This is a genomic window from Lentilactobacillus diolivorans DSM 14421, assembly GCF_001434255.1.
GTDB lineage: Bacteria > Bacillota > Bacilli > Lactobacillales > Lactobacillaceae > Lentilactobacillus > Lentilactobacillus diolivorans.
In genome coordinates, this window is sequence record NZ_AZEY01000090.1 from 323,656 (window position 1) to 337,830 (window position 14,175).

The window sequence follows — 14,175 nt, forward strand, 5'->3', positions numbered from 1 at the left end:
CTTTTAAAAGTTGGTGGGCCAAAAAGTAGATTTTAGGTGGATAAACGAATAAGCCAAATCTTCGAATTGAAATGTTCGGCTTACCCATGGGCACTTTGAAATCTAATCGCTTTTTGGCCCACCTTGTCTTATCTCGAACTTAATTGCGATTGAATAAATGATAGTTGACATTGACTACCATCTGAAAAATCGGTAATCTAGAGAACGTATTCATATGGCTAAAGGAGTTTCAGGATGGAACTTGAAAAAAATAATTATATTAATTCTTTATTTGAATTTTATGAACCGTTGTTAACTAAAAAGCAGGCGAATTATATTCAACTATATTATGCCGATGATTTTTCGCTAGGTGAAATTGCCGAGGAATATGATGTTAGTCGCCAAGCAGTTTATGATAATATTCGCAGATCCGAAAAAATTTTACAGCAATATGAAAGCAAACTGGATTTGTATCACAGTTTTGTAGATCGAAATCATAAACTAGATAAGATTCAGGCCTATGTGAAGGATAATTATCCAAAGGATCAGAAGCTCAATCAAATGATTAGTAGTCTTGAAACAAGTGAAGAAGAATGAAAGTGGTGGAATAATGGCTTTTGAAGGATTAACTGAACGATTGCAAAATGCCATGAAGAAATTACGGGGCAAAGGGAAGGTTTCCCAGTCTGATCTGCGCGAGACAATGCGTGAAATTAGATTGGCGCTTCTTGAAGCCGATGTTAATTTCCAAGTGGTTCGCCAATTTGTCAAGACGGTTGAACAACGCGCAACTGGTGCAAAAGTGTTAGAAGGGTTAAATCCATCTCAACAAATTGTTAAAATTGTTGATGAAGAATTAACCAAGATGATGGGGGACGAGGCTGTCCCACTCAATAAATCAGAGAAAATTCCAACAGTTATCATGATGTCCGGACTACAAGGTGCCGGAAAAACGACGACTGTTGGAAAGTTAGCTTTAAAGTTAAAGAACGAGCAGAATGCCCGGCCGCTGTTAATTGCTGATGATGTGTATCGACCGGCTGCCATTGAGCAGTTGCAAACGGTTGGTCAGCAAGTTGATGTTCCGGTATTTCAACTAGGAACTGATGTTGATCCGGTTGAAATTGCCAAGCGTGGATTAGCTCAGGCACAAGAAAATCATAATGATTATGTTATTATTGATACGGCTGGTCGTCTGCAAATTGATGAAAAGTTAATGGGCGAATTAAGTGATATTAAGAAGGCAGTCAATCCTGATGAAATTTTGTTAGTGATTGATGCAATGACCGGTCAAAATGCTGTTGCAACTGCCCAAGGGTTTGATGAAACATTGGACGTTACCGGAGTTGTTTTGACAAAGCTTGATGGTGATACCCGTGGTGGTGCTGCCCTATCAATCAGAGCAGTGACTGGTAAACCAATTAAGTTTGTTGGTCAAGGTGAAAAAATGTCTGATTTGGACGTCTTTCATCCTGATCGAATGGCATCTCGAATCCTTGGGATGGGGGATATGCTTTCCCTGATTGAAAAGACCCAGAAAGAATATGATCAAAAGCAGGCTGCCGAGTTATCCGAAAAGATTAAAGAAAACACTTTTGATTTCAATGACTTTTTAGACCAAATGAGTCAAATTCAAAAAATGGGACCCTTGGATGAAATAATGAAGATGATTCCGGGAATGGCCAACAACCCGGCCCTTCAGAATGTCAATATGGATCCAAAGGACATCGAGCATATCAAGGCGATCATTTATTCAATGACTGAACAAGAACGAACTGACCCCGATGTGTTAAATCCGTCAAGACGTAGGCGAATTTCTCGTGGATCTGGTCGGCCGGTTCAGGAAGTAAACCGGATGATCAAACAATTTGGTCAGATGAAGACAATGATGAATAAAGTTTCTAAAGGTAATATGTCCGGTATGGAAAATGTAATGCAGTCGACAGGGATGGGTGGCAAATTATCCAAGTTGGCAATGAAGCAATTTAGTCGGAAGATGAAAAAGAATAAACGACGCCGTGCCAAGAAACGGAAAAAACGGTAATCAAATCGAGTTCACGACAACTTAGACGTTTAATGATTTTTATATGATAGTTAATTACAGGCATAAAAGAATGTCTGAAATGTTTCAAGAGTCGTTATTCAAGGTTGCTTGTAGCAGGATTTTTATGGTGTAAAGAAAAAAACCTTTACAACCATTCGAATTACTGGTATATTATTAATCGTTAAATGATTATAGGAGGTAAATTGCATGTCAGTTAAGATTCGTTTAAAGCGAATGGGTTCAAAAAAGCGTCCATACTATCGAATCGTTGTTGCCGACTCACGTAGCCCTCGTGATGGCCGGTTCATCGAAAAAGTTGGTACTTACAGCCCATTATCAGAACCAGCTAAGGTTACTCTTGAAGAAGAATCAATTCTTAATTGGTTAAACAACGGTGCTCAACCATCTGATACGGTGCGTAACTTATTATCAGATGCTGGTATCATGAAGAAGTATCACGAAGCTAAATACTCAAAAAAGTAAAGTGAGTGATCAGCGTCATGATTAACGTCGACGGATTAATTAAAAAGATTGTGTCACCATTAGTAGATTATCCGCACGAAATTGAGATTTTACATGATGAGTCTGATCGATTTATGGAATATCACCTTCACTTGAATGAAGATGATGTTGGTCGAATTATCGGTAAACACGGTCATGTGATTCAGACAATTCGAACAGTTGTTTATAGTGTTCCAGTTGTAGGTCGCAAAAAGGTGCGATTAATTGTTGATGATGGCAAGTAATAGGTTCTTAAGCGAAACGGCCGTTTTGTTTAAGAGCTTTTTTTCGTATTCAGCATTGGTGGAGGTTTTTGAATGAAGGCTACGTATTATAATGTTGGTAAGATTGTAAACACTCAAGGACTTAAAGGTGAAGTCCGGGTCATTCCAATTACTGACTTCCCTGAGAAACGATTTAAAAAAGGCAATAAAGTTTACGCTAAACTTGACAAGAAACCTGACTTAGTAACGCTTGTGATTGATGGTGTTCGAAAACATAAAGGGTTTATTTTATTACATTTCGAGAACCATCCCTCAATTAATGATGTTGAATATTTAAAACCTTCTCTTTTACAAATTACCGAAGATACATTATCTGATGATGATTTGAAACCAGGAGAGTATTATTATCATCAAATTATCGGGTTGGATGTGTATGACCGGGACCAACAACTGATTGGCATTGTCAAAGAGATTCTTTCACCAGGTGCCAACGATGTGTGGGTAGTGGCTCGCGATGGAAAATCGGATTTACTATTACCGAAAATTGATTCTGTCATTAAACAGGTTAATCTTGATGCTCACCGAATTGTTGTAGACATTCCGGAGGGGTTGGACGAATGAGAATAGACGTTTTAAGCTTGTTTCCCGAGATGTTTCAAGTGCCAATGCATGATTCGATTTTAGGAAAAGCAATTGATAATGGGATCTTTGACTTGAGGGTCACCAACTTCCGGGAATTTACGCAGGATAAGCATCGTCATGTTGATGATTACCCGTTTGGTGGTGGTGCTGGTATGCTACTTCAAGCCCAACCAATCATTGATGCTTATGAACACACCAAGCGGGCCGCAGAAGAAGATGGGCTGCCTGTTGGAAAAGTTATTTTAATGGATCCCGCAGGAAAACAGTTCAAACAACATGATGCGGAAACTTTGTCTAAGTCTGAACACCTTACCTTTATCTGCGGTCATTATGAAGGTTACGATGAACGAATTCGCTCGATTGTAACTGACGAGTACTCACTGGGTGATTTTGTACTGACAGGTGGTGAGTTGCCCGCGATGGTAATGATTGACGCACTGACACGGTTAATTCCAGGCGTTTTGGGCAATCAACAATCTAAGGTGGAAGAATCATTTTCAACCGGCCTGTTAGAAGAACCGCAGTACACTCGGCCAGCAGATTTTCGGGGAATGAAAGTTCCAGAAGTTTTAATGAATGGCGATCATAAAAAGATTGCTTTATGGAATCAAAAAGAAGCACTTCGTCGAACATATCGTCGTCGACCGGATTTGATTGATCATCGTAAACTAACGAGTATTCAAAAAAGATTGTTAGCCGATGTTCGAATTGAAGAGGAGCAAAGACAGGCGAAGTCACCACAATAGCTGACAAGAAAAAGCCCTTTACACAGTTGTGGTTATTATGTTACACTAGTTCTTGGCGTAAGCTGCAAAACAACATTCCGCTGTCAGACAAGATAATGAATGTTAGTGAAAGGAAGATTTATTTATGCGACAAAATCAATTGATCGAAAAAATCAATCAAGGACAACTTCGTGATGACATTCCTGATTTCCGTGCTGGGGATACAGTTAGAGTCCACGTTAAAGTTGTTGAAGGAACTAGAGAACGTATTCAGTTGTTTGAAGGCGTTGTTATCAAACGTAAGGGTTCAGGAATTCAAGCTACATACACTGTTCGTAAAGTTAGTAACGGTGTTGGGGTTGAACGAATCTTCCCACTTCATTCACCACGAGTTGACAAAGTCGAAGTAATTAGACATGGTCGAGTTCGTCGTGCCAAATTGTATTACTTACGTGAATTACAAGGTAAAGCTGCTCGTATCAAGGCTTCACTGCGAACTCGTTCGTAATTATAAACATTCTGGACTGGAATCAAGGGTTAGCCTTGATCCGGTCTTTTTTGTTGCGACATTTTCTTTGAATCTTGAGAAAGGATAAAGAAACTTAATATCCTTTTAAAAGTTATCTAAAATAGGTTACCTTTGCCAAATCGTGAGTAGAATTACGCTAATCGCCGCTAATTAAAGTTGAGCAAGCGAATATCTTTTTAAATCAGATTTAAAATCCACAAATATTAGCGTTTCCATGGGCATTTATTAAACATGTCTGATATGATAATAGATGTGCGATAATTAGGCTCAAACTATAATTCCTAGTTGAAAATTTTGAAGCGATCTTGTTTAATTTTGAGATAAATGGATGAGTCGCATACTAGATAACGGATTAACCGGTAATACCGATTGAGGTTCTGAATTTAAAAGAGGTTGAAATTATGGAAACAGATCAGAAAAATATTGATTGGTTTCTCAAATATCTTCGAAGTGATCGACATTATTCTGTGGACACAATCACTGCATATCAGTTAGCAATTTCTGAATTTGTGATTTTTTTAGATGAGGTCCCCAATGATCGAAAGTCCTTAATTAAGGTTGATGCATACGATGTCGAGGCCTTTTTAACTAATCTGTATGATAAAAAGTATGCTCGTAATTCAATTGCTCAAAAGGTTTCGGCGATCAGATCATTTTATAATTTTATGGTCAAAAATGACGTCATGAAAACCAATCCATTTGAATATGTACATTTGAAGGCCCAGAATCGGCACTTACCACGCTTTTTCTATCAAAATGAAATGCAAGCGCTTTTCGCGGGTGCCAAGAAGGGAACCCGAGAGCTTGCACTGCGAAACACAGCCATTTTGGAACTTTTATATGCAACTGGTATTCGAGTTAGTGAATGTGCGGGTATTCGGTTGAAAGATATTGATTTTGAGAATAAGATGTTGCTAGTTACTGGAAAAGGTAACAAGCAACGTTATGTACCATTTGGTCAGGAAGCTATGAGGGCGATTCAACATTACCAAATTGACTCTCGGACAAAGCTGATGACTAAATTCCATCAAAATCATGACGTCTTGTTCATCAACCATTATGGTCGCCCGATTTCTTCTCGAGGGATTGAATATATTATGGATGAAATAATTCACCAAAGTAGTTTGACAACTAATATTCATCCGCATATGTTAAGGCATACTTTTGCAACAGAGATGCTAAATAATGGGGCTGATATGCGATCAGTTCAAGAACTTCTGGGACATAGCAGTCTATCAACCACTCAGATTTATACCCATGTAACTAAATCTCACTTGATGAGTGATTATCAAAAATTTTTTCCAAGAAATAATGAATCATTTAAATCTAAAAAATAAAAGGGGTATCTTTTATGCCAGTTAAATTTGAAGCAACAACGATTTGTGCAGTCCGTCATAATGGTCATTTAGCAATGGCCGGTGATGGTCAAGTAACCATGGGTGAAAAAGTCATTATGAAAGGAACTGCTAGAAAGGTCCGTCGAATTTATAATGATAAAGTAGTGGTCGGCTTTGCCGGTAGCGTTGCCGATGCATTTAACCTTGAAGAACGTTTTGAAAAAAAATTAAGCCAGTTTGATGGTGACTTGAAACGGTCTTCAGTCGAGCTTGCCCAGGATTGGCGCGGTGATCAACAACTTCAAAAATTAGAAGCTTTGCTGATTGTCATGAATGATCATGATCTGTTATTAGTATCAGGTTCCGGAGAAGTTATTGAACCCGATGATGATATCCTGGCAATTGGTTCAGGTGGTAATTTTGCCCTTGCTGCGGCGACCGCAATGAAACACCACGCTTCGGATATGAGCGCCCGCGAAATTGCGGAAGCAGCTATTCATATTGCCGGAAATATTGATATCTTTACTAACCAACACGTCATTTCTGAAGAAATATAGAGAGGAATTCAAAAATTGACAGAATCTACTCAAACACCTAAGCAAATTGTCGAAGTATTAGACCAGTATATTGTCGGTCAGTCTGAAGCTAAAAAGGCTGTGGCCGTTGCTCTCCGTAATCGGTATCGACGGATGCAATTGACAAAAGCCATGCAGGACGAAATTTCACCTAAGAATTTGTTAATGATTGGACCTACAGGAGTTGGAAAAACCGAAATCGCCCGTCGACTTGCCAAAATTGTTAATGCACCGTTTGTTAAAGTCGAAGCAACCAAATTTACGGAAGTTGGATATGTTGGTGGTGATGTCGAATCAATGGTTCGTGATTTGGTTGAAAACGCCATTCAACTTGAGCGTGAAGATGAATATAAGAATGTTCATGTCGATGCTGAAAAACAAGCCAACAATCAATTGGTTAAATTATTGGTTCCGGCTAAAAAGAAAGAAAATCGTCAAAATGATATGCAGAATTTAATGAGCATGTTTACTCAAATGCAAAATGGGAAAATGCCTTCTGCCAATGATGATTCCAATCAAGAGGAAGTAACTGATGATATTCGCGAAAAGCGGATGTCGACTGCCGAAAAGCTTCGAGCCGGCCTTTTGGAAAACGATGAAGTTGAAATTGAAATGGACGACCCTTCGCAACAACTATCAGGTCAAAACAGCATGCTTAATCAAATGGGCATTGATTTGAATGATACGTTATCTGGATTAATGCCTAAAAAGAAAATTAAACGAACGGTTCCCGTCAGTGAGGCCCGTCAGATTTTGCTTCGCCAAGCATCCGAGGAATTGATTAATAAGGCAGATCTTTATCACAATGCCATTGTTCGCGCTGAAAATACCGGGATCATTTTCATTGATGAGATTGATAAAATTGCTCCTGGAAAATCACAAAATAGTGGTGAAGTTTCTCGTGAAGGGGTTCAACGTGATATTTTGCCAATCGTTGAAGGATCCCAAGTTAATACAAAATATGGTCCGGTTAACACAGATCACGTTTTGTTCATCGGTTCAGGGGCTTTTGCGGATAGTAAGCCATCTGATCTGATTCCGGAATTACAAGGGCGTTTTCCAATCAGGGTTGAGTTAAATGATTTAACTAAAGATGACTTTGTTCGAATCCTAACTGAGCCAACTAATTCATTAACCAAGCAATATATTGCAATGATTGGAACTGATAATATCAAAGTAACATTCACCATTGAAGCAATTAACAAAATTGCTGAAATTGCAACTGATGTTAATCATAATACTGACAACATCGGGGCTCGAAGATTGCACACAATTCTTGAAAAGCTTCTGGAAGACATCCTTTTTGAGGGGCCAGATATGCAAATGGGTGAGATTACCATTACTGAAAAATACGTCGATAATAAGGTCGGCAAACTTGCCCAGAATAAAGATCTTTCACGTTATATTCTATAATGATTGTTGGAGGCAAGTTTAAACATGATTACTTTGAAAAATCAGTATTTAACCGTTCTTATTAATGAATTTGGTGCAGAATTAACAAGTGTCAAGGACAGTAAGTCAATTGAGTATATTTGGCAGGCGGATCCCAGCTTCTGGAAGCGTCACGCACCAATTTTGTTTCCAATTGTTGGTCGCTTGAAAGATAACCAATATTCCTATCATGGACAGCAATATCAGATGAGCCAGCATGGATTTGCACGTGATCAGCGATTTAAGGTTGAAAAGCAAAATGAAGATTCCGTGACCTTACTGCTAACGGATAGCGACGAAACGTTGGCGATTTATCCATTTTCGTTTCAACTGCGAGTTACTTACGAATTGGTTGATCATACGTTAAGAGTGAGTTTCTTGGTTGTAAATCCAAATACTGAAGAAATGCTGTTTTCATTAGGTGCTCATCCAGGGTTTAACGTGCCATTAACGTCTGAAGGTGGTCATTTTGAAGATTCGTTTATTCGGGTGGCACCGAAAAAGGAATATCGACGGATTCCATTAAAACCCCCATATAGTGATCCAAGTGATCCAAGAACTCTAGACCTTACGAAACCGTTGAGATTAAATCACCGTTTATTTAACAGTGATGCTTTGGTTCTTGATTTAGGAGGCAATGAGACGACAGTCATGCTGGCAAACACGCTTAACGATCATGGTGTGGCCGTCACGCTCTTTAATGCACCATATGTTGGTATCTGGTCCCCTTATCCCAAACAAGCGCCATTCGCTTGTATCGAGCCTTGGTGGGGGCTGGCCGATACGGTTAATGCTGATGGCCAGTTTGAAAACAAATTTGCCATTAATCGGCTCAATGTTAATCAAACATTCAAAGCTCAGTATGAGATTAGTTTCTTTTAGGAACTACATCCAGCATGATTACAGCTAATGAAGATAATAAAAACGAGTGATTCCAAAAATGAATCGCTCGTTTTTATTGGTAGATCCTATTCCTTTGATTGTTGATGTTTTCTAATTAAATTTCCGAGTCCAAACGGCACCATGCTTTCAGTTCCATTCATGATTCGACCAATGTTTGATCGGTGACGGTAAAATATAAAGATCGTCAGGACAATTGCTAAAATACTAAGAAATAAATCATTAATAAAAAATGTCGCTAGGGTTGTACATGTGAAGGCAACCATACTAGCTAAACTAACCATGCTTGTCAGCAGGACTAATAGTAACCAAATTCCGGCGGCCAGGAAAAAGAAAGATGGTTTGTACGCAAGTAACATCCCTGCGCTTGTTGCGACTGCTTTGCCACCCTTGAATCGATCAAAGACAGAAAAGGTATGTCCCAATATGGCTGCGAGGCCAAATACAAGTGGATTAATCGTAAAATTGTGAAAGAAAAATGGTAGCAGGGTTGCAATAGCCCCTTTTGAAATGTCCATAGCCATGACAATGGTTCCGGCAATTGGACCTAAAACTCGATATGTATTGGTTGTACCGATGTTTCCAGATCCGTGGCGACGAATATCGATATGAAAGAATCCCTTACCGATCCAAACGCCGCTGGGAATTGCCCCTAGTAAATAAGCGATAACTAACATTAATATAACTTGTTCGATATTATTAGAATTCATCTCAGGCCCCACTATTATCGTGTTTTATTGATACAACAGCGCCTATTATTTTAGCATGATAATTGCTTTCCGCCAACAAAATTCGTTTTCAAAGCGGTTATTTTAGGTTATTATGAAGTAGATTGTTTTAAAAAGGAGTCATACAACGAAATGGTAAAACAAAAGCAAAAGTACGATGATTCCTCGATTCAGATTCTTGAGGGACTCGACGCAGTTAGAAAGCGCCCGGGAATGTACATTGGATCCACTGATTCACGTGGCTTGCATCACTTGGTTTATGAGATTGTTGACAATGCTGTCGATGAAGTCTTGGCAGGATATGGTGATGAAATTAATGTCGTCATTCATAAAGATAATAGTATTACTGTTAAGGATCATGGGCGTGGAATGCCGGTTGGGATGCATGCTTCTGGAAAACCAACGCCAGAGGTTATTTTAACCATGCTGCATGCTGGCGGAAAATTTGGCCAGGGTGGTTATAAAACCGCTGGGGGTTTACATGGTGTTGGTGCCAGTGTTGTTAATGCACTTTCAACTTGGTTAAAAGTTGTGATTGTCAGAGATGGCTATAAGTACGAGGAAGACTTTAAAGATGGGGGCCATCCTGTTGGTACGCTTAAAAAAGTTGGCAAAACTCGTGATCATAGTGGCACTATGCTTACTTTTAAAGCAGATTCAAAAATATTTACGAGCGTTGTTTACAATTTTTCAACATTATCAGAACGGTTACGAGAGTCAGCCTTTTTACTAAAGGGGACTAAGATTACACTCACTGACCAACGACCTGGTCAGGAACAAGAAGCCGTTTATCATTATGAAGAGGGAATCAAAGAGTTTGTTCGGTATCTCAATGAAGGCAAACATACTTTAGGTGATGTGATGGACTTTGACGGCGTAAAAGATGGTGTCGAAGTTGAGGTAGCTGCTCAATATAATGACGGTTATTCCGAAACTATGCTCTCGTTTGTTAACAATGTGCGAACTAAAGATGGTGGTACCCATGAAGCCGGCTTTCGAAATGCTTGGACAAAGGCGTTTAATGATTATGCCCGAAAAGTTGGCCTACTGAAGGATAAAGATAAAAATCTCGAGGGTAGTGACGTTCGTGAAGGTTTATCGGTTGTCCTTTCCCTGAGAGTACCCGAGGAAATTCTTCAATTTGAAGGACAGACTAAGGAAAAGTTGGGGACCCCTGAAGCCCGTTCAATTGTTGACGGCGTGGTTAGTGAAAAACTTGGCTATTATTTGATGGAAAACGGTGAGTTTGCCCAGACCCTGGTACACAAGGCATTAAGGGCACGTCAGGCACGTCAGGCGGCCAGGCGTGCGCGTGATGAAACGCGTAGTGGTAAGCGTCACAAAAAACAAGAACGACTATTATCTGGTAAGCTAACGCCTGCCCAATCGAAAGATTATAGTCGAAATGAACTATTCTTGGTCGAAGGGGATTCTGCCGGCGGTTCTGCTAAACAGGGTCGTGATCGGCGTTATCAAGCCATTCTGCCGTTACGTGGAAAGGTTTTAAATACCGAGCGGGCTAAATTGCCTGAAATTATGAAAAACGAAGAAATTAACACGATGATCTATACGATTGGTGCTGGTGTTGGCAGTGATTTTAAGATTGAGGATGCGAACTACGACAAAGTCATTATTATGACTGATGCCGATGATGATGGTGCTCATATTCAAATTCTGTTATTAACTTTCTTTTACAAATATATGCGACCGATGATTGATCAAGGTCGAATTTTTATTGCATTACCACCCCTATATAAATTGCAACGTGGCACTGGGAAGCGAGCAAAAATTCAGTATGCTTGGACTAATGAGGAACTTAACAAAGTTTCAAAAGCGTTCGGCAAAGGATATAGTTTGCAAAGGTTTAAAGGTTTGGGTGAAATGAATGCTGATCAGCTGTGGGAAACCACAATGAATCCTGAATCACGAACGTTAATCCGGGTTCGAATTGATGATGCTGCATTGGCGGAGCGCCGGGTTACAACACTAATGGGTGATAAAGTTGAACCTCGACGTAAATGGATTGAAAGTAATGTTAAATTTAATTTAGAAGAAGAAGGCAGTATTCTAGACAATACTACTAAATAATTTTAGGGGGAAACGACTGTAGTGAGTAAAATAGAAAATCTAACCCTCGAAGATGTCATGGGGGAACGCTTCAGTAGATATTCTCGTTCAATTATTCAAGAACGAGCCCTACCAGACATTCGTGATGGATTAAAACCAGTTCAACGCCGAATTTTGTATGCAATGAATAAGGATGGCAACACATATGATAAAGCGTTTCGTAAATCTGCCAAGTCTGTGGGTAATGTGATGGGTAACTTTCACCCACATGGTGATAGTTCGATTTATGAAGCACTGGTTAGAATGAGTCAGGACTGGAAAGTTCGAGAACCTCTGATTGAAATGCATGGGAATAATGGTTCGATGGATGGAGATCCGCCGGCCGCCATGCGATATACGGAAGCTCGTCTGAGCAAAATTTCTAGTGAAATGTTGCGGGACATTGATAAAAACACGGTAGATTGGGTACTGAATTTTGATGATACCGAATATGAGCCAACGGTATTGCCATCTAGATTCCCAAACTTGCTGGTTAATGGTTCTACGGGAATATCAGCAGGGTATGCAACAGATATTCCGCCTCATAACTTAGGTGAGGTTATCGATGCCGTTTTGTATTTACAGAAGCATCCCAAGGCAACATTAGACGATTTAATGGGGTTCGTAAAAGGCCCCGATTTCCCAACTGGGGCTATTGTTCAGGGGATTGACGGCATTAGGAAGGCTTATGAAACCGGTCATGGAAAGATTATGGTTCGTTCAAGGACGTCAATTGAACCACTAAAGGGAAATAAATCTCAGATTGTAATCACCGAAATTCCTTACGAAGTCAACAAGGCCCAACTTGTTAAACGAATTGATGAAATTCGACTTAATAAAAAGATTGAGGGAATTGCTGAAGTTCGTGATCAAAGTGACCGTGAAGGGCTGAGTATCGTGGTTGAATTAAAACGGGAAGTGGATTCTCAAGGTATTTTGAATTATTTATTTAAGAACACCGATCTCCAAATTTCCTATAATTTCAACATGGTTGCAATTGATCATATGCGGCCGGTTCGATTATCCTTAAAACGGATTTTAACTGCATATCTTGACTTTCAACAGAACGTTGTCAAGAAGCGAACCCAATTCGATTTACAAAAGGCAATGGATCGACAGCATATTGTTGATGGTTTGATTAAAGCCTTATCAATTTTAGATAAGGTGATTAAAACAATCCGTGCCAGCAAGAATCGAAAAGACGCTCGTGATAACTTAGTTAACGAATACGATTTTTCAGAAAAGCAGGCCGATGCAATTGTAGCCTTACAACTTTATCGATTAACCAACACAGATGTTACTGAACTTAAAGCGGAGTCCAAAGAACTTTCTGATCAAATCGCCGGTTTTCAAAAGATTCTAAATAACCCTAGTGAATTAAACAAAGTCTTGGCTAAAGAACTACGACAGTTAGCCAAAACTTATCGCAATCCGCGTCGCACGGAAATTCAAAACAAAGTTTCCAATATTAAAATTAGTACCGATGTTATGGTTCCTGACGAAGATGTTGTGGTGATGGTCAGTCACGATGGCTATATTAAGCGAAGCAGTCTCCGATCTTATAAGGCGTCATCTAGTGAAAGCGGGCTTAAAGATGAAGATTATCCGATCTTTATGGAACAATTAAACGCGCGTGATCATCTGTTTATGTTTACAAACAAAGGTAACTTAATTTATCGGCCGGTTCACGAAATTGCTGATGTTAAGTGGAAAGATACTGGTGAACATATTTCACAGACAATTGGCTTGGATGCCGATGAAGAAATTATTGGCACGTTCGCCTTTAATTCATTAAAGGAATCGGGGAACTTTCTGATTGCCACCGATGACGGTCACATTAAACAAACAAGTTTTCAGGATTTGAAGCCGGGCCGAACGTATAAAAATCATGCGTATACCTACGAAAAATTAAAAGCTGAAAACGCGAAAGTTGTTGCCGTTCAGTATTTGGCAAATCCAGAGCAATCAAGCGAATTATTGCTGATTTCACATCACGGATTGGCTTTAAGATATGGTTTGGATGAGGTTCCGGTCAACGGCGCCCGAACTACTGGTGTTAAGTCAATGGGGCTGCGCGGCGATGACTTGGTAACCAACCTGCAGCTTATTCAGCCGAATAGTGTTGTGGCTATTGTGACGCAGCGAGGCGCATTCAAAAAGTTAGCTGTTAAAGAAATTCCAGCTACTTCACGAGCTCGCAAAGGGGTGATGATTTTACGTGAGTTGAAAGCCCAGCCACATCGAGTTGTTGATTTTGTTGTGATTGACCATGAAGATCAACCATTGGAAGTATTGACAAATCGAGCGCGCAGCCATGATATATTACCCAAGGAATATTCAGTGGGTGGTCGCTATTCGAATGGTTCTTTTGTGATCGATGTCGATTCAGAAGGTATTCCGAAACAAATACGGATAAAGCCTTCAGAACTAACTGTTAATTGATTTGAAAATATT

14 protein-coding genes are annotated in these 14,175 nt (G+C 39.6%); 13 read left to right on the top strand and 1 reads right to left on the bottom strand.

Annotated elements, in window-relative coordinates; translation table 11 throughout:
- Positions 1–234 precede the first annotated feature (234 nt).
- The 11 genes from FC85_RS11140 to FC85_RS11190 all read left to right on the top strand — a co-directional run bounded on the left by FC85_RS11140 (position 235) and on the right by FC85_RS11190 (position 8,869).
- Positions 235–576, top strand: a complete 342-nt coding sequence (locus FC85_RS11140) for a putative DNA-binding protein (RefSeq protein ID WP_057865608.1) — start codon at positions 235–237, stop codon at positions 574–576.
- Positions 577–589: 13 nt separating this feature from the next.
- Positions 590–2,023, top strand: a complete 1,434-nt coding sequence (ffh, locus tag FC85_RS11145; RefSeq protein WP_057865609.1) for a signal recognition particle protein — start codon at positions 590–592, stop codon at positions 2,021–2,023.
- 207 nt (positions 2,024–2,230) lie between these two features.
- A complete protein-coding gene (rpsP, locus tag FC85_RS11150; RefSeq protein ID WP_057865610.1) occupies positions 2,231–2,506 on the top strand; it encodes a 30S ribosomal protein S16 in 276 nt (91 codons plus the stop codon).
- A gap of 17 nt (positions 2,507–2,523) precedes the next feature.
- Complete coding sequence (locus tag FC85_RS11155) at positions 2,524–2,769, top strand: KH domain-containing protein (protein WP_057865611.1); 246 nt, start codon at positions 2,524–2,526, stop codon at positions 2,767–2,769.
- A gap of 72 nt (positions 2,770–2,841) precedes the next feature.
- Positions 2,842–3,369 carry a ribosome maturation factor RimM gene (rimM, locus tag FC85_RS11160; protein ID WP_057865612.1) on the top strand — a complete coding sequence of 176 codons (528 nt, stop codon included), beginning with the start codon at positions 2,842–2,844 and terminating at the stop codon, positions 3,367–3,369.
- Complete coding sequence (gene trmD, locus FC85_RS11165; RefSeq protein ID WP_057865613.1) at positions 3,366–4,136, top strand: tRNA (guanosine(37)-N1)-methyltransferase TrmD; 771 nt, start codon at positions 3,366–3,368, stop codon at positions 4,134–4,136. The genes rimM and trmD overlap by 4 nt, the downstream gene beginning before the upstream one ends.
- Before the next feature lie 124 nt (positions 4,137–4,260).
- A complete protein-coding gene (rplS, locus tag FC85_RS11170) occupies positions 4,261–4,623 on the top strand; it encodes a 50S ribosomal protein L19 (RefSeq protein ID WP_057865614.1) in 363 nt (120 codons plus the stop codon).
- Positions 4,624–5,045: 422 nt separating this feature from the next.
- The gene (xerC, locus tag FC85_RS11175) at positions 5,046–5,981 is read left to right on the top strand and encodes a tyrosine recombinase XerC (RefSeq protein WP_057865615.1); all 936 of its coding nucleotides are present in this window, start codon (positions 5,046–5,048) and stop codon (positions 5,979–5,981) included.
- Positions 5,982–5,995: 14 nt separating this feature from the next.
- Positions 5,996–6,538 (top strand): ATP-dependent protease subunit HslV, encoded by a 543-nt coding sequence (gene hslV / locus FC85_RS11180; RefSeq protein WP_057865616.1) that lies wholly within the window; start codon positions 5,996–5,998, stop codon positions 6,536–6,538.
- Between the two features lie 15 nt (positions 6,539–6,553).
- On the top strand, positions 6,554–7,969 hold the full coding sequence (hslU, locus tag FC85_RS11185) for an ATP-dependent protease ATPase subunit HslU (RefSeq protein ID WP_057865617.1): 1,416 nt from the start codon (positions 6,554–6,556) through the stop codon (positions 7,967–7,969).
- 24 nt (positions 7,970–7,993) lie between these two features.
- Positions 7,994–8,869 carry an aldose 1-epimerase family protein gene (locus FC85_RS11190; RefSeq protein ID WP_057865618.1) on the top strand — a complete coding sequence of 292 codons (876 nt, stop codon included), beginning with the start codon at positions 7,994–7,996 and terminating at the stop codon, positions 8,867–8,869.
- 86 nt (positions 8,870–8,955) lie between these two features.
- Here FC85_RS11190 and plsY read toward each other — a convergent pair whose 3' ends face one another.
- The gene (plsY, locus tag FC85_RS11195; RefSeq protein WP_057865619.1) at positions 8,956–9,597 is read right to left on the bottom strand and encodes a glycerol-3-phosphate 1-O-acyltransferase PlsY; all 642 of its coding nucleotides are present in this window, start codon (positions 9,595–9,597) and stop codon (positions 8,956–8,958) included.
- 150 nt (positions 9,598–9,747) lie between these two features.
- Between plsY and parE the strand changes: the two genes are divergently transcribed.
- Entirely contained in the window at positions 9,748–11,703 is a 1,956-nt protein-coding gene (gene parE, locus FC85_RS11200; RefSeq protein WP_057865620.1) for a DNA topoisomerase IV subunit B, read from the top strand.
- A gap of 21 nt (positions 11,704–11,724) precedes the next feature.
- Entirely contained in the window at positions 11,725–14,163 is a 2,439-nt protein-coding gene (parC, locus tag FC85_RS11205) for a DNA topoisomerase IV subunit A (RefSeq protein ID WP_057865621.1), read from the top strand.
- Positions 14,164–14,175: the final 12 nt, after the last annotated feature.